Genomic DNA, 15,471 nt, shown 5'->3' on the forward strand with positions numbered 1-15,471 from the left:
AACCGCATTGCCTGGCAGCACCGTGTGCTCGGCCAGCAGATCACCGAGTGTGGACATGCAACTACGCGGGCCCGGGGGCTAGCTGATCACGGCGATGAGGTCGCCGGCCTGGATGACGTCGCCGACCGCGACGCTGACCTTGCTAACGGTGCCGCCGACCTCGGCCAGCACCGGGATTTCCATCTTCATCGATTCCAGCAGCACCACGACGTCGCCCTGACCGATCTGGTCACCCTCGTTGACCACGACTTCGAGCACGCTGGCCACGATCTCGGCGCGAACCTCCTCGGACATTTTCACCCCACTCGTCTCGGCCACTTGCGCATGCTGACTGCCGGTCCATCAGGCTGGTGTATATCGAACCATAAGACCGTGCGGGGCCGAGGCGCGCGGGCTACTGCGGCCGCCGAGTCGCCGCCATGAGAGACTGGACAGCAACTGGTGGGCGTTGGCCCGCCCTGCGAAGACCGAACGACGGAGGTTCCCCATGGCCAAGCGTGGCCGTAAGAAGCGCGACCGGAAGCACAACAAGGCCAACCACGGCAAGCGCCCCAACGCCTAGGACGGTCTAAGAACCGCCGCGGATAATGGTGGTTCGACTGATCTCGAGCCGCAGCCGCTCGCGCAGCCCCTCCGGGGCTTTTTCGCCCTTGCATTTCGCGGCGATCAACGTCTTGATCCGTTCCTCGAGCCCGTAGTGCTGCAGGCAGCCCGGGCATGCCTCGAGGTGCCGGCGCAGCTTTTGCCTCGCCTCGGGCGTGCATTCGCCGTCGAGTAGCGTCCACACCTCGGCGATCACCTCGGCGCAGCCGACATGGGCATGTGACTGCCCGCCCGCGCAAGTGTCGGATGGGCCGGAGAACTCACTCATGACGACACCTCCTCGTGCGCCTGCTCGCCGCGAACAAAGCCCCGATCCTTGGCGACATCCGACAGCAGACCGCGCAGCTGGCGCCGGCCGCGGTGCAGCCGGGACATCACCGTCCCGATCGGCGTGTCCATGATCTCGGCGATCTCTTTATATGGGAAACCTTCGACGTCCGCGTAATAAACGGCCATCCGAAATTCTTCCGGCAACGCCTGCAGCGCCTCTTTGATTTCGGTGTCGGGCAGCGCTTCCAGCGCCTCGACCTCTGCGGACCGCAGTCCAGTCGAGGAATGTTCGGCATTGGACGCCAGCTGCCAGTCGGTGATCTCCTCGGTCGGATACTCCGCGGGTTGGCGCTGCTTCTTGCGGTAGCTGTTGATGTAGGTGTTGGTCAGAATGCGGTAAAGCCACGCTTTGAGGTTGGTGCCTTCCCGGAACGAGCGGAACCCGGCGTAGGCCTTGACCATGGTTTCCTGCAGCAGGTCTTCGGCGTCGGCGGGATTGCGGGTCATGCGCAGCGCGCCGCCGTACAGCTGGTCCAGCAGCGGAATCGCGTCGCGCTCGAATCGCGCCGTCAGCTCCGCGTCGGTCTCGGGCGGCCTCGGTTCGGCAACCTCCACCCCGGTCACACCATCGATGTCGGCCATCTCGATTAACCCGGTCCCTTCGGTTGCGGTGTCACAGGACGCCAACCGCTGCTCGCCCAAGAGGCTCGTCGCCGTTGACACCAGACTCCCCGCCTTCCAATCTAGAGGCTGCAACCGACAGTAGAAACCGCACGACATAACAGCACTCGCCGACGGACTATTTCCGGACCGTCCGGTCCCCCGGTTCACCCACCGCGAGCAGGGCGTTAATGTGACGCCATGTCCCTTTCCGGCAAGACCATGTTCATCTCTGGCGCCAGCCGCGGCATCGGCCTGGCAATCGCCAAACGCGCTGCCCAGGATGGCGCCAACATCGCCCTGATCGCCAAGACCGCCGAGCCCCATCCGAAGCTGCCGGGCACCGTCTACACCGCGGCCAAGGAGCTCGAGGAGGCCGGCGGCCAAGCCTTGCCGATCGTCGGGGACGTGCGTGACCCGGAGTCGGTGGAATCGGCGGTGGCCAAGACCGTGGAGCAGTTCGGCGGCATCGACATCTGTGTCAACAACGCCTCGGCCATCAACCTCGGCTCCATCACCGACGTGCCGATGAAGCGCTTCGATCTGATGAACGGCATTCAGGTGCGCGGCACCTATGCGGTGTCGCAAGCGTGTATCCCGCACCTCAAGGGGCGAGAAAACCCGCACATCCTGACCCTGTCGCCGCCGGTGCTGCTGGAGAGCAAGTGGCTCACGCCGACCGCCTATATGATGGCGAAGTTTGGAATGACGTTGTGCGCGTTGGGCATTGCCGAAGAGATGCGCGATGAGGGCATTGCCTCGAACACGCTGTGGCCGCGCACACTGGTCGCCACTGCCGCCGTGCAGAACCTGCTCGGCGGGGAGGAGGCGATGGGCCGCGCGCGCAAACCCGAGGTGTACGCCGACGCCGCGTACGTCATTCTGAACAAGCCGTCCAAGGAGTACACCGGCAATATGCTGCTGTGCGAGGACGTTCTGGTGGAGTCCGGCGTCACAGATCTTTCGGTGTACGACTGCATTCCGGGTTCGCAGCTCGGCGTCGACTTCTGGGTCGACGGCGTCAACCCGCCCGGGTACTCCGGACCCTGATGTGACGGGCGCCGCGACGCCCGCAGTCGCGGCGTTGCTCAAAGCCGGTGTGCCGCATGAAGTTTTGAAGTTCGGCCACGATCCGCGCGAGCAGTCGTTCGGTGTCGAGGCGGTCAAAGCGCTGACCAAACACGGCGACATCGCGCCCGGGCAGATCTTCAAGACGTTGGTGCTCGCGATACCCGGCGGGCTAGCCGTCGCGCTGGTGCCGGCTTCGGCGCGGCTGTCGTTGAAGGCGGCCGCCGCGGCACTAGGCGTGCCCAAGGCCAGCATGGCCGACCCTCCAGTCGTTCAGCGCGCCACCGGCTATGTCGTCGGCGCCGTGTCGCCGTTCGGCCAGCGCAAGTCGCTCCCCACCGTGGTCGACGGGAGTGCGCTCGGCTGGGAGCGGATCTTCTGCAGCGCCGGCCGTCGCGGCTGGGATGTGGCGGTGGGCCCGCACGATCTGATCGAGTTGACCGGCGCGGTGGTTGCCGACATTCGCAGTTAGCTCAAGGACTGGACGGGGGCATGCAGGCCGTCACAGCAGGGTGATCTGCTCGGGCTCGGGCTCGGCCGGTTCGAGTAGCTCCGGTCCATTGTTGCGGACGCTGTTCACCAGCGTCGACACCGGCCGCAACTCGATACCGCTGACGTCCGGCGTCTTGGCCAACAGCCGCTCGTCCAGCGGCGCATCGGGATTCAGCCAGGCGTCCCAGTCCTCTTCGGACAACATCAACGGCATCCGGTCGTGGATGCCCGCCAACTCCCCTACCGCGTCGGTGGTGATGATCGTGCAACTCAGCAGCGGCTCGGCGTCTTTGGCGGGTTTCCACACAGACCACAGCCCGGCCATGCAGATCAGGCCCCCGTCCTCGCGGTGCATGAAGAACGGAGTTTTGGCACTCTTCTTGCCCTTCGGGCCTTCCAGGCTGCCTCGCCACTCGTACCAGCCGTCCATCGGCACCAGACACCGCTTCGACTTGGCGCTGGACCGGAACGCCGGCGAGGTGGCGACCTTGTCCGCGCGCGCGTTGATCAACAAAGGTCCCTTGGTGTTCGGCGCCCCGTCGGGGCCGGCCTTTACCCAGGGCGGCAGCAGCCCCCAGCGCATCAGGCGCAACCGCCGCGTTGGATCGTCGTCGGGATCGCTATGACGGGTGACCACCGTCGTGATGTTGACGGTAGGGGCCACGTTGTAGTTGGGTCCCGCGACGTCCGAGGCCGCGCCGGTGGCTTCGTCTATCGCGTGGATCTTCTCGGCCAACAAGGCCGGATCGGTGGTGACCGCAAATCGTCCACACATATCTCCATGGTGCCTAATACCCATGACACCCGCCGACACGGCAGGATGAAGCGGTGAGCTTCGAGCGCTGGGCAGCCCCATTCGCGACGGGGCCGGTACGTGCCACCGTCACCATTCCCGGCTCCAAGTCGCAGACCAACCGGACGCTGGTTCTGGCCGCGCTGGCAGCCGCGCAGGGCGCGGGTACGTCCACCGTCAGCGGCGCGCTGCGCAGCCGCGACACCAACCTGATGATCGGCGCGCTGCAGACGCTCGGCTTGAGCGTCGAGGGCACCGATACCGACCTGACGGTCAGCGGCCGCATCGAACCCGGGTCCGACGCCCGCGTGGACTGTGGCCTGGCGGGTACCGTGCTGCGGTTCGTCCCGCCACTGGCAGCACTGAGCGCGACAGCGGTCACCTTCGACGGCGACGAACAGGCCCGCGCCCGGCCCATCGCGCCGCTGCTCGACGCGCTGCGCGAACTGGGGGTCGCCGTCGACGGCACCCGGTTGCCGTTCCGAGTGCAAGGCAGCGGATCGGTGGCCGGCGGCACCGTGGCCGTCGACGCGTCGGCGTCGTCGCAATTCGTCTCCGGGCTGCTGCTGTCCGGGGCGTCGTTCACCAACGGCCTCACCGTCGAGCACACCGGCACGACGCTGCCCTCGGCGCCGCACATCGAAATGACCGTGGCGATGCTGCGCCAAGCCGGCGTCGACGTCGACGCCGAAACGCCCAACCGCTGGCACGTGCCGCCCGGCACGGTGACGGCGCGGCATTGGGACGTCGAGCCCGACCTGACCAATGCGGTCGCGTTCCTGGCCGCCGCCGTCGTCACCGGCGGCACCGTGGACATCACCGGCTGGCCCGCTACCAGCGTCCAACCCGCAGAGCACATCCTGGCGATCCTGCAGAAGATGAATGCCGTTGTCCGACAGGAAGATTTGTCGCTGTCACTGAAAGGCCCCGGGAGATACGACGGATTCGAGGTCGACCTGCGTGCGGTCGGGGAACTCACGCCGTCCGTCGCCGCGCTGGCGGCGCTGGCCAATCCGGGGGCGGTGTCACGGCTCACCGGGATCGCGCATCTGCGCGGCCATGAAACCGACCGGCTCGCCGCGCTGAGCACCGAGATCAACCGCCTGGGCGGCAACTGCGAGGAGACGACCGACGGTCTGCTGATCACCGCGACCCCGTTGGGGCCCGGGGTGTGGCGCGCCTACGCCGACCACCGCATGGCGATGGCCGGCGCGATCGTCGGCTTGCGGGTGCCGGGCGTCGAAGTCGACGACATCGGCGCTACCACCAAGACGCTGCCAGAGTTTCCGCGCCTCTGGGCGGGCATGCTGGCCCCTCAGGAGTCGAGCGGTTGAGACCCGGCGACTACGACGAATCCGACGTCAAAGTCCGCTCCGGACGCGGCTCGCGACCGCGCACCAAGACACGCCCCGAGCACGCCGACGCCGAAGCCGCCATGGTGGTCAGCGTCGATCGAGGCCGCTGGGGATGTGTGCTCGACGGCCGGCCCGACCGGCGCGTCACCGCCATGCGGGCACGCGAGCTGGGCCGCACCCCGATCGTCGTCGGCGACGACGTCGACATCGTCGGTGACCTGTCCGGCCGCGCGGACACCCTGGCCCGCATCGTGCGACGCGGACCGCGCCGAACGGTGTTGCGCCGAACCGCCGATGACACCGACCCCACCGAACGAGTGGTGGTCGCCAACGCCGATCAGCTGCTGATCGTGGTGGCGCTGGCCGATCCGCCGCCGCGCACCGGACTGGTCGACCGCACGCTGATCGCCGCCTACGCCGGCGGGTTGACGCCGATCCTGTGCCTGACGAAAACCGACCTCGCCCCACCCGAGCCGTTCGCCGAGCAATTTGTCGATCTGGATCTGACGGTGATTGTCGCCGGCCGCGACGATCCGTTGCTCGCGGTGGCCGACCTGCTCGAGGGCAAGGTCACCGTGCTGCTCGGCCACTCCGGCGTGGGCAAGTCCACGCTGGTAAATCGTCTTGTGCCGCAAGCTGATCGGGCAGTGGGCGAAGTCACCGAGATCGGGCGCGGGCGACACACCTCGACGCAGTCGGTGGCACTGCCCTTGGACAACTCGGGCTGGGTGATCGACACTCCGGGGATCCGCTCGTTCGGCCTGGCCCACATCTCGCCCGACGACGTGTTGATGGCCTTCTCCGACCTTGCTGAGGCGACCGAAGATTGCCCCCGGGGCTGTGGACACATGGGGCCGCCGGCCGATCCGGAGTGCGCGCTGGACAGCCTGTCTGGTCCCGCGGTGCGCCGGGTCACGGCGGCCCGACGCCTGCTGGCCGTGCTCAGGGAGACTTGACCAGCCGCATCCCGAGTTCGTCCGGAGGCACCAAATGCCCTTCGGTGCAACGCATCTGCACCTCGGTCTCGGCGCCGCAGCCCAGATGGGTCAGCCGCAGCCGGTTGCGCCCAGGCAGGTGCCGTCGTCCCCACTGAAACATCGCCCACACCACCGGCATGAATTCCACGCCCGCGTCGGTGAGCACATACTCGTCCCGACTGCGCTGGCCCGGCTCCTGGTAGGGCTGGCGCCGCAGTAGTCCGATGTCGACCAGTTCGGTCAGCCGCGCCGAGGTGGCGGCCTTAGTGATGCCCACCCGCCGGGCGAAGTCGTCGAACCGGGTGGTGCCGTAGTAGGCCTCCCGCATGATCAGCATGGCCGACTTGGTCCCGACCACGGCCATCGTCTTCTCGATCGCGCACTCCCCCACCGCCGACCAGGCATCGCGGTCCACCAGCGGTCCTTGCAGCATTGTCACCCACATCACCTCCCATCTAGGTTGCACTCAGTATACCTAGGTGTTATAGCTAGGTATAGCGATAGATACTCAGCTCAAGGAGGAGCCATGTCCCGTGACGCCGTGATCGTCGGCGCTGTCCGCACTCCCGTCGGAAAAGGCAAGGCCAACGGCGCCTTGCACGACGTGCTGCCCGCCGACCTGCTGGCGCATAGCCTGCGCGAAGTGGTCTCTCGCACCGGCGTGGATCCGGCGGATATCGACGATGTCATCGCCGGTGCCGTCACCCAGGTCGGTGACCAGGCCGTCAACATCGCCCGAAACGCGTTGCTGGGAGCGGGCTTCCCGGAGTCGGTACCCGGAACCACGGTCGACCGGCAGTGCGGCAGCAGCCAGCAGGCGATCAGCTTCGCCGCCCAGGGCGTCATCGCCGGCGCCTATGACGTGGTGATCGCCGGCGGCGTGGAATCGATGAGCCGGGTCCCGATGGGCACTTCAGTCCTGCCCGGCAGCAACCCGTTCGGCAACGACATGGCCGCACGCTACCCCGACGGCCTCGTCCCGCAGGGCATCAGCGCTGAACTCATCGCCGCAAAGTGGGGCTTCTCCCGCGCCCAGCTCGACGAGTTCTCCGCGGCCAGCCACGAGAAGGCTGCCCGGGCAACCAAAGAGGGGTGGTTCGACAACGAGCTGGTCCCGGTCGCCGGCTTGTCTACCGACGAGATCATCCGGCCGGGGACCACCGTCGACACGCTGTCCGGCCTCAAGCCGGCGTTCTACAGCGAGGCCATGGCCGCGCGATTCCCGCAGATTAACTGGGAGATCACGCCGGGCAACTCGTCGCCGCTGTCTGACGGAAGTGCCGCGGTGCTGATCACCAGCGCTGAGTTCGCCAAGCGGCACGGCCTGCGCCCGCTGGCCCGCATCCACACCGCGACGGCGGTCGGCTCGGACCCGCTCTACATGTTGACCGGGGTCATACCGGCCACCGAAAGGGTTCTGCACCGAGCCGGTTTGACGCTGGCCGACATCGACCTGTTCGAGGTGAACGAGGCGTTCGCCCCGGTGGTGCTGGCCTGGGCGCACGACACCGGCGCGGATCTGGCCAAGACGAACGTCCACGGCGGCGCTATCGCCATCGGTCATCCGTTGGGCGCCAGCGGTGCTCGGATCATGACCACCCTGGTCAACGCGCTTGAACAGCGCGGCGGCCGGTACGGGCTGCAGACGATGTGCGAGGGCGGCGGCATGGCCAACGCCACCATCATCGAGCGTCTCGGCTGATGGGCGAGGTTCAGGAAACCCGGTTCGACGGTGTGCGGGTGTGCTACCGCAGCGCCAAGAGCTACGACGAACTGGTCGCTGCGCTGCTGGCCGACATCGGCCGGCAGCCGGTGCCGATTAACAACATCGCCCAAAGCCATGATGACTGGGACTCCTACCAACGTGAAGTCGAATCCCACGTCGGACCGAGCGGGTTCATGCTGTTCGCCTTGATTGACCACGGCGCCTGGATCGCGAAGGCCGGCATCGACCGCCCCGCGTTGCGCGTCATCCTGGGTAACCCGCTGATCGCCATCACCATGTTGCGCCATGACGTGTCCGCCGGGCTGTTCGCGCCGGTAGAGCTGCTGCTGCTCGACGACCCCGACGGCAGCAGTTTGACCTACGTCAAGCCGTCGTCATTGATGGTGATCGAGCCTAATCCTGAATTGCACGAGGCGGCAAAAGAATTGGACAAAAAACTAGCGGCATTGGCCGCCAAGGTGACCGCTAGCTAGCCACCCGCAAGGCACCCGGTGCGCTCACCGGAACGGCCGGGCGGACCGGCGGCACTGCAGCGATGCGGACGTAGGGAGAACCCAGCGGCGGACGCGGGTCCGGCTCCCCCTTGTTCGGCCACAGCGACGTGGCGCGCTCGGCCAGGGCGGTGATGGTCAAGGAAGGGTTCACACCCAGATTCGCGGTGATCGTCGAGCCGTCGATCACGTGCAATCCCGGGTGGCCGTGCATCCGGTGGTAGGGGTCGACCACGCCGTCGGCCGGCGTCTCGCCGATTACGCAGCCGCCGATGAAATGTCCCGTCATCGGGATATCCGCCAAGTCAGCCCAGGCGCCTCCGGCGATTCCGTCGAGGTGCTCGGCGGCGCGGCGGGCTACCTCGTGGCCGACCGGAATCCAGGTCGGGTTCGGGTCCCCCACGCCCTGACGAGTCACCATGCGGCGCCCGAACAACCAGCGCCGGGTGTAGGTGGTCAACGAGTTGTCGTGGGTCTGCATCACCAGCAGCGGGATTGTCTGCTCGGACCAGCGCCGCGGGTTGAGCAGGCGACGCAAGTCGCGGCGTTGCGTAACAAGCTCTTTCAGGCCGGTCCGCCACCTCCTGCCACCGTCGAGCCCGTCGACGAGGACGGTACCGAGCAGCCCCATCAGGTTGGAGTCATGTCCGTAGCGGCATGGCTCCACGTGGGTGTGGTTGTCCGGGTGGATCGAGGATGTGATGGCCACACCCTCGGAGTAGTCGACGTCGTCGCGGCGGGCGCGTACGGCCAGGATGGCCTCGGAGTTGGTGCGCGACAATTCCCCGAGCTTGCGCGACACGTGCGGCAAGCTGCCCCGGTCGCGCAGCCGGTGCAGCAGACGCTGGGTGCCCAGCGCGGCAGCCGAGAACACTACGTGCTCGGCGGTGAAGGTACGCCGGCGCCGACGCAGCTTGCTGCCGGTGCGACGAGTGACGACGTCGTAACCGCCCCCGGGGCGCGGGCGCACGTCGACGACTGTGGTCAGCGGGTGTATGACCGCACCGAGTCGTTCGGCGAGATACAGGTAGTTCTTGACCAAGGTGTTCTTGGCGTTGTACCGGCATCCGGTCATGCATTCGCCACAGTGCCGGCACGCGTTGCGGTCCGGGCCGGCCCCGCCGAAGTAGGGGTCACCGACGGCAGCGCCCGGGGCGGCCTGCTGCCCGTCGGCGTCGGTGAAACACACCCCAACTCGGGTGGCGTGGAAGGTGTCCGCGACGCCGAGGTCGGTCGCGATCTGCAGCATCACCTTGTCCGACGGCGTCGTCCGCGGGTAGGTCTCGACACCGAGCATCCGCGTCGCCTGGTCATAGCAGGGTGCCAGCTCATCCTTCCAATCGGTGATGCCACTCCATCGCGGGTCGGCGTAGAAGGGATCGTCCGGCTCGTAGAGCGTGTTCGCATAAACCAGCGAGCCGCCGCCGACGCCCGCACCGCTGAGCACCACTGCGTCAGAAAGGACGTCGATGCGCTGGATGCCGTAGCAGCCGACCGACGGCTTGAACAGGTAGTCGCGGACATGCCAGCTGTTCTTGGCGAAGTCCTCGTCGCGGAATCGTCGGCCCGCCTCGAGAACGCCGACGCGGTAACCCTTTTCGCTCAACCGCAGCGCAGTGACGCTGCCGCCGAAGCCAGATCCAATGACCAACACGTCGTAGTCGAACCGAGTCATGCGCCGACCTCCGTGGTTTCGCGGGCGGGAAGAACTTCGTGGTAATCCTCAAGGGCCGCGAAGCGAGTGCGGCGCTGATATTCGTGCACCAACCCCGGCCAGTTGGTGGTGACTCGGCCCGAGGCGGTGCGGTACCAGGACTGGCACGTCGTCCAGACCCCGCTGTCCAGGCGGGACTGAACGGCCGCGTCGTAGGCCTGCCCGACGTCCCGCCTTACCTCGAACGCCCGCGTCACCCCGTCGCGAGCGAGCTGCTCGGTGATCTGGCGGATGTAGCGGGCCTGCTGCTCCATCATCAAAATGATCGAGCTGCTGCCCAGGTTGGTGTTCGGGCCGTAGATCAGGAACATGTTCGGAAAACCCGGCACGGCCATGCCGAGGTGGGCGCGCGCGCCGTCGGCCCACCGTGCATGCAGGTCTTGCCCGTCGCGGCCGGTGATCGTCATGGGAGCCAGGAATTCGGTGGCCTTGAAGCCGGTGCCGTAGATGACGACGTCAACCTCGTGCAGCCGGCCGTCCGCGGTGCGTACACCCGTCGGCGTCACCTCGGTGATCGCGTCGGTCTCCACCGAGACGTTGTCGCACGCCAGCGCCGGATACCACTCGCTGCTGAACAGCACGCGCTTGCAGCCGATCGGATAGTCGGGCGTGAGCTTGGCCCGCAGCACCGGATCCTTGATGTGGCGCTTGAGGTTTGACAACGCCAGGGTGTGTAGCACCCGCGCCAGCGGGGCCGCTTTGGTCAGCGCGAAGCCCAGCAGTTCGGTCGTCTCCCAGATGGCACCCCTCATGGCGGCGGCGAAGCCCGGCACCTTCTGGAATGCGGCGTGGTGTGTGTCGGTGTAGGCGCGGTCCAGCTTCGGCACGACGTAGGGGGCGGAGCGCTGAAAGACGGTGACGTGCCCGGCGGTTCGGCGAATCCGGGGCACGAACTGGATCGCCGACGCGCCGGTGCCCAGCACCGCGACGCGCTTGCCGGTGAGGTCGACGTCGTGGCGCCACTGCGCCGAGTGAAAGGAAGGGCCGGCGAAGGTGTCCAGTCCCGGAATGTTCGGCAGCGCAGGGCGCGACAGCTGACCCACGGCGGGCACCAGCACGTCAGCTTCGAAGACCTCACCGCCCGCCGCGGTCACCCGCCAGGTGGCGCTGCACTCGTCGTAACAGGCGGACGCGACTTCCACGCCCGTGCGCACCAACTCACGCAGGCCCAACCGGTCGGCGGTGTCGTGGATATAGCCGAGGATGTCGGGCTGTTCGGCGTAGCGGCGACCCCAGTCGGTCTTGCGGGCGAACGAGTAGGAGTACAGGTTGGACGGGACGTCGCAGGCGGCACCGGGGTAGGTGTTCTCCCGCCAGACGCCGCCGATGTCGTCGGCCTTTTCCAGCACCGTCACCTCGGCCAGACCGTCCTTGGACAGCTCATAGGCCGCGGCCAATCCGCCGAAACCGGCACCGATCACCACTACCCGGGGTCGACGAATCGCAGTCATGGCTTTGAAGTTACGAGCGAATGGCAAGCCACCGGCAACCGATTGCGGACGCTGAATCCATCATTTCGGCCAAAGTGGCGCGTCAGACGGGCAGCGATCGCCCCCGCGGCGCGGTCGACCGCTGATAACGGGCGGGAGTCGTGCCGGTCCACCGCTTGAACGCGGCGATGAAGCTCGTCGCCTCGGCATAGCCGAGCCGCAACGCGATGTCCTCCACCGACAGGGCACCGGTGGCCAACAATTCCTCAGCGAGGAAGCGGTGCACCTCCTCGACCAGGTCTCGGAAGGTGGTGTTCTCCTCGGCCAGGCGCCGCCGCAGCGTCCGCTCGCTCATCGCCAATTGCCTGGCGACGCTGGCGATGGTGTGCGGCTTTCCGTCGATCGAGGCCAGTCGTTCCCGCACCCGCCGGGCGACGCCGGTCCGTTGCCGTCGGCGTTCCAGCAGGGCGTCGCATTGCTGCTCGCACATCGCCACGCTCAGCGCGCTGGCCTGCGGTAGCCGGTTGTTCAGCAGCACGGCCGGCCAGGACGCCAGGTTGGCGGGCGCGTCGTACCGCGGTGTCACACCGAACAGCTCGAGGACCGCCGCGTCGCCCGAAGCCGGTGCCGGGCTTGCCAATTCGATCGAGGTGAACCGAACAGGGCTGCCCACCAACTCCGACATGACGCGGGCGATCGCCGCCAGGTCCCGTCGCACCAAGAAGTCCGCTACCGGACCGCTCAGGTCGGGCAAATCCAGCCGCAACGCCGCCACTGGCCCCGCGACGGTGACCGTCGGCAGGCAGAACCCGTAACTGAGCTCGTAAAACCGGGCGGCGAAGCGGACCGCGTCGCCCAGCGTCGAACTAGTAAGGCAGGCGAAACCGAAGATGCCGAACGATCCGACGTGATAGCTGCCGCCCACCCGCACGCCGAGGTTGGCCGGGTCGCCCAGCAGATTCACCAGGTTGGTCACGACCGCTAACTCCTGGCGCCCGACGATCATTCGGTTGGGGTCGCGCAGGTCAGCCTCGGACAGACCGGAGCCGGTGAGCAGGTCGGCGACGGCAACCCCGTGTGCGCAGCCGAACTCGGTCATCAACGCGACGCTGCCGGTGTTGCGCGGGAAGTCCCAATGCGACACCTGCTGTCCGGCGAACACCTGCACGAATCCCAGTATGGCCAACGAAACAGCGCAGGTAGCGTAGGCGACCGTGACCGTCTACGCCCTGAACCTTTTCGATGTGGCCGACCCTGACGAGTACCTGCAGTACGCGCGGGAAGCACCTCGGCAGGTCGCTGCACACGGGGGGCGAGTCGTCGCGCTCGGACAGTTCCGCGAGGCGGTGACCGGCGACATCGCACCGCGGCAGGTAATGATTCTGGTCGAATGGGAATCGAAGGAGGCCTTCGACTCCTATCGCGACGACCCGCAACTGGCCGACTTACATCCCCACCGGGAACGCGGCTCGTCAAACTATGTCTGGCACCTACTGGACCGCTTGGACGACTTACGTCCAGTGCTAGGCCGCTAAGCCGTCGGCGTCCCTGAGCACCTGCCGGGCTTGCTTGGCGGCCCGCTTGTCGCGCCGCCAGCCCCGCACCGTGGCCATCGCGGTCTTCAGCCCGCGGCGCCGCCCGGTGGTCGGGTCGGTGCCGGCGAATCCCGGCTCGAGTTCGGCGAACATCCGCTCGCTGCGCGTCTCGGGGGCGTTGTCGGCGTCGTCGCGCAGGTACTTGTTCGGCAGCGAAAGCTTGGCCAGCGTGCGCCATGTCTTGCCGTACTGCATCAGGAACGAGCCGGTGGTGTAGGGCAGGTCGTATTTGTCGCAGACCTGCTGGACGCGCTGAGAGATCTCGTGCAACCGGTTGCTCGGCAGGTCGGGGTACAGGTGGTGCTCGATCTGGTGGCACAGATTGCCGCTCATGAACCGCAGGGCGGGTCCGGCCTCGAAGTTGGCGCTGCCCAGCATCTGGCGCAGGTACCACTGCCCCTTGGTTTCACCGATCATGTCGGTCTTGGTGAACTTCTCCGCGCCGTCGGGGAAGTGGCCGCAGAAGATGACGGCGTTAGCCCAGATGTTGCGGAACACGTTGGCCGTGGCGTTGGCCGTCAACGTCGACCGCCACGTCGCGCCGGGCGACACCGAGGTCAGCGCCGGGAAGGCGACATAGTCCTTGAACACCTGCCGGCCGGCTTTGGCCAGGAACTCGTCGATCCGCTCGCGGGCGTCCTCGTTGTCCATCCGCTTCTTGACGATCTTGCCGATCTCCACGTGCTGCAGTCCGACGCCCCACTCGAAGAGGAGCGCGAGCAGTGTGTTGTACACCAAATTGAACACGTTGAACCGCTTCCACCGCTGGTCGCGGGTCACGCGCAGCAGGCCGTAGCCGACGTCGTCGTCCATCCCGAGGATGTTGGTGTACTTGTGGTGCACGAAGTTGTGCGTGTAGCGCCAATGCTTGGAGGACCCGCTCATGTCCCACTCCCACGTCGAGGAGTGAATCTCGGGGTCGTTCATCCAGTCCCACTGGCCGTGCATGACATTGTGGCCGATCTCCATGTTCTCGATGATCTTGGCCACCCCCAGGGTGACGGACCCGGCCCACCATGCCGAGCGACGCGAGCTGGCGGCCAGCATCAACCGGCCGCACACCTCGAGCGCCCGTTGCGCGGCGATGGTGCGGCGGATGTAGCGAGCGTCCCGCTCGCCACGAGAGTCTTCAATGTCCTGGCGAATGGCGTCGAGCTCAACTGCCAGGTTTTCGATGTCGGCGTCCGTCAAATGTGCGAACACGTCGACGTCGGTGATAGCCATCGCCTTGCCTCCCTACGGTTATGCAATCGGTGACTGTGATACCTACGCTATCGTAACCTACGACTTCGTAGGTTACCAGCCGGTAGCTTTTAGATGTTGACTACGCAGTCGCCCGATGCCGCGGTCACACACGTCTGGACGCGACTGCCCGGGTCGTGCTCGCGGCCGGTGCGCAGGTCACGGACGTGACCATCGACCAGCTCCACCACGCATGACTGACATATACCCATTCGGCAGCCGAATGGCATCTGAACACCGGCACTTTCCCCGGCATCCATCACCGAGGTCGCCGCGTCGGCGGACACGCTCTTGCCGCTGCGGGCAAAAGTGACGGTACCGCCGGCTCCTGCCGGTGCGGCCTTGCTCACCGCAAACCGCTCCAGATGCAGCCGGTCCTCGATGCCGGCCGCCGACCACACCTTCTCGGCCTGGTTGAGCATGGCTTCCGGCCCGCAGGCCCAGGTCTGGCGGTCGCGCCAATCCGGGACCACCTGCTCGAGCTGGGACATGTCTAACCGGCCCTGGGTGCGCGTCTCCCGCAGTACCAGCCGATAGCTCAGGTGCTCCTGGGCCAGGGCGGCCAGTTCCGCGCGGAACATCACATCCGACGCGGTGGGCGAAGAATGCAGGTGCGCGATGTCGGTGATCTGGTCGCGGCGCGCCAACGTGCGCAGCATCGACATGATCGGCGTGATGCCGGAGCCGGCGGTCAGGAAGAGGATGGATGACGGCGCCGGGTCAGGCAGCACGAAGTTGCCCTGCGGCGCGGCCAGTCGCACGATGGTGCCGGGTTCGACGCCGGCCACCAAGTGCGCGGACAGAAAGCCCTCAGGCATCGCCTTGACGGTGATGGTGATGATGCGCGACGAGCCCGAAGTGGTGGCCGGGCTCGAGGTCAGCGAGTAGGAGCGCCAACGCCAGCGGCCGTCGACCAAGAGCCCTATTCCGATGTATTGCCCCGGTTGGTAGTCGAAGCTGAAGCCCCAGCCTGGCTTGATAACCAGGGTGGCCGAGTCTTCGGTCTCCTGACGCACCTGCAGGATTCGCCCGCGCAGTTCCCGGGCGGACCACAG

18 protein-coding genes are annotated in these 15,471 nt (G+C 66.8%); 8 read left to right on the top strand and 10 right to left on the bottom strand.

The annotated features are described in order from the left end of the window. Nucleotides 1-78: 78 nt before the first annotated feature. Nucleotides 79-294: a biotin/lipoyl-binding carrier protein gene (locus A9W95_RS18540; protein ID WP_067415997.1), complete on the bottom strand. Its 216-nt coding sequence runs from the start codon at nucleotides 292-294 to the stop codon at nucleotides 79-81. Nucleotides 295-487: 193 nt separating this feature from the next. Between A9W95_RS18540 and A9W95_RS28445 the strand changes: the two genes are divergently transcribed. Continuing rightward, nucleotides 488-562 (top strand): 50S ribosomal protein bL37, encoded by a 75-nt coding sequence (locus tag A9W95_RS28445; protein ID WP_116645811.1) that lies wholly within the window; start codon nucleotides 488-490, stop codon nucleotides 560-562. A 6-nt stretch (nucleotides 563-568) separates the two neighbouring features. Here the strand turns inward: A9W95_RS28445 and rsrA are convergent, their stop codons facing one another. Together rsrA and A9W95_RS18550 are read right to left on the bottom strand one after the other, a co-directional pair. Next, entirely contained in the window at nucleotides 569-871 is a 303-nt protein-coding gene (gene rsrA / locus A9W95_RS18545) for a mycothiol system anti-sigma-R factor (RefSeq protein ID WP_067415957.1), read from the bottom strand. Then, nucleotides 868-1,515 carry a sigma-70 family RNA polymerase sigma factor gene (locus A9W95_RS18550; RefSeq protein ID WP_172826653.1) on the bottom strand — a complete coding sequence of 216 codons (648 nt, stop codon included), beginning with the start codon at nucleotides 1,513-1,515 and terminating at the stop codon, nucleotides 868-870. Before A9W95_RS18550 ends, rsrA begins: the two co-directional genes overlap by 4 nt. Nucleotides 1,516-1,734: 219 nt before the next feature. Between A9W95_RS18550 and A9W95_RS18555 the strand changes: the two genes are divergently transcribed. Together A9W95_RS18555 and A9W95_RS18560 are read left to right on the top strand one after the other, a co-directional pair. Further along, nucleotides 1,735-2,583: an NAD(P)-dependent oxidoreductase gene (locus A9W95_RS18555; RefSeq protein WP_067415963.1), complete on the top strand. Its 849-nt coding sequence runs from the start codon at nucleotides 1,735-1,737 to the stop codon at nucleotides 2,581-2,583. Between the two features lies 1 nt (nucleotide 2,584). Beyond that, the gene (locus A9W95_RS18560; RefSeq protein ID WP_067415966.1) at nucleotides 2,585-3,073 is read left to right on the top strand and encodes an aminoacyl-tRNA deacylase; all 489 of its coding nucleotides are present in this window, start codon (nucleotides 2,585-2,587) and stop codon (nucleotides 3,071-3,073) included. Nucleotides 3,074-3,103: 30 nt separating this feature from the next. Here the strand turns inward: A9W95_RS18560 and A9W95_RS18565 are convergent, their stop codons facing one another. Then, nucleotides 3,104-3,868, bottom strand: coding sequence for an SOS response-associated peptidase (locus A9W95_RS18565; protein WP_067415969.1), 765 nt, complete (start codon nucleotides 3,866-3,868; stop codon nucleotides 3,104-3,106). 53 nt (nucleotides 3,869-3,921) lie between these two features. On the opposite strand from A9W95_RS18565, the gene aroA reads away from it, so the two are divergent. Together aroA and rsgA are read left to right on the top strand one after the other, a co-directional pair. After that, nucleotides 3,922-5,220, top strand: coding sequence for a 3-phosphoshikimate 1-carboxyvinyltransferase (gene aroA / locus A9W95_RS18570; protein WP_067415972.1), 1,299 nt, complete (start codon nucleotides 3,922-3,924; stop codon nucleotides 5,218-5,220). Further along, a complete protein-coding gene (rsgA, locus tag A9W95_RS18575; protein WP_067415975.1) occupies nucleotides 5,217-6,197 on the top strand; it encodes a ribosome small subunit-dependent GTPase A in 981 nt (326 codons plus the stop codon). The genes aroA and rsgA overlap by 4 nt, the downstream gene beginning before the upstream one ends. Here the strand turns inward: rsgA and A9W95_RS18580 are convergent. Then, entirely contained in the window at nucleotides 6,184-6,657 is a 474-nt protein-coding gene (locus A9W95_RS18580; RefSeq protein WP_067416000.1) for a helix-turn-helix domain-containing protein, read from the bottom strand. The genes rsgA and A9W95_RS18580 overlap by 14 nt on opposite strands. Nucleotides 6,658-6,744: 87 nt before the next feature. Between A9W95_RS18580 and A9W95_RS18585 the strand changes: the two genes are divergently transcribed. Then, on the top strand, nucleotides 6,745-7,920 hold the full coding sequence (locus A9W95_RS18585; protein ID WP_067415978.1) for a thiolase family protein: 1,176 nt from the start codon (nucleotides 6,745-6,747) through the stop codon (nucleotides 7,918-7,920). Beyond that, nucleotides 7,920-8,417, top strand: a complete 498-nt coding sequence (locus A9W95_RS18590) for a DUF302 domain-containing protein (protein ID WP_067415980.1) — start codon at nucleotides 7,920-7,922, stop codon at nucleotides 8,415-8,417. Before A9W95_RS18585 ends, A9W95_RS18590 begins: the two co-directional genes overlap by 1 nt. Here the strand turns inward: A9W95_RS18590 and A9W95_RS18595 are convergent. From A9W95_RS18595 to A9W95_RS18605, 3 genes are all read right to left on the bottom strand, one after another. After that, nucleotides 8,410-10,110, bottom strand: a complete 1,701-nt coding sequence (locus A9W95_RS18595; RefSeq protein ID WP_067415982.1) for a GMC oxidoreductase — start codon at nucleotides 10,108-10,110, stop codon at nucleotides 8,410-8,412. The two genes, A9W95_RS18590 and A9W95_RS18595, sit on opposite strands and share 8 nt — an antisense overlap. Then, a complete protein-coding gene (locus tag A9W95_RS18600) occupies nucleotides 10,107-11,600 on the bottom strand; it encodes an NAD(P)/FAD-dependent oxidoreductase (protein WP_067415985.1) in 1,494 nt (497 codons plus the stop codon). Before A9W95_RS18600 ends, A9W95_RS18595 begins: the two co-directional genes overlap by 4 nt. Nucleotides 11,601-11,682: 82 nt before the next feature. Continuing rightward, nucleotides 11,683-12,765: an AraC family transcriptional regulator gene (locus tag A9W95_RS18605; RefSeq protein WP_253851699.1), complete on the bottom strand. Its 1,083-nt coding sequence runs from the start codon at nucleotides 12,763-12,765 to the stop codon at nucleotides 11,683-11,685. A gap of 28 nt (nucleotides 12,766-12,793) precedes the next feature. Between A9W95_RS18605 and A9W95_RS18610 the strand changes: the two genes are divergently transcribed. Continuing rightward, a complete protein-coding gene (locus tag A9W95_RS18610) occupies nucleotides 12,794-13,114 on the top strand; it encodes a DUF1330 domain-containing protein (RefSeq protein WP_067415989.1) in 321 nt (106 codons plus the stop codon). On the opposite strand, the gene A9W95_RS18615 is transcribed toward A9W95_RS18610, so the two are convergent. Beyond that, nucleotides 13,103-14,398, bottom strand: a complete 1,296-nt coding sequence (locus tag A9W95_RS18615) for a fatty acid desaturase (protein ID WP_067415992.1) — start codon at nucleotides 14,396-14,398, stop codon at nucleotides 13,103-13,105. The two genes, A9W95_RS18610 and A9W95_RS18615, sit on opposite strands and share 12 nt — an antisense overlap. Nucleotides 14,399-14,487: 89 nt before the next feature. Then, the coding region (locus A9W95_RS18620) for a ferredoxin reductase (protein WP_067415994.1) at nucleotides 14,488-15,471 on the bottom strand (984 nt) is incomplete at its 5' end.

The organism is Mycobacterium sp. 1423905.2 (assembly GCF_001673155.1).
Taxonomy (GTDB): Bacteria; Actinomycetota; Actinomycetes; order Mycobacteriales; family Mycobacteriaceae; genus Mycobacterium.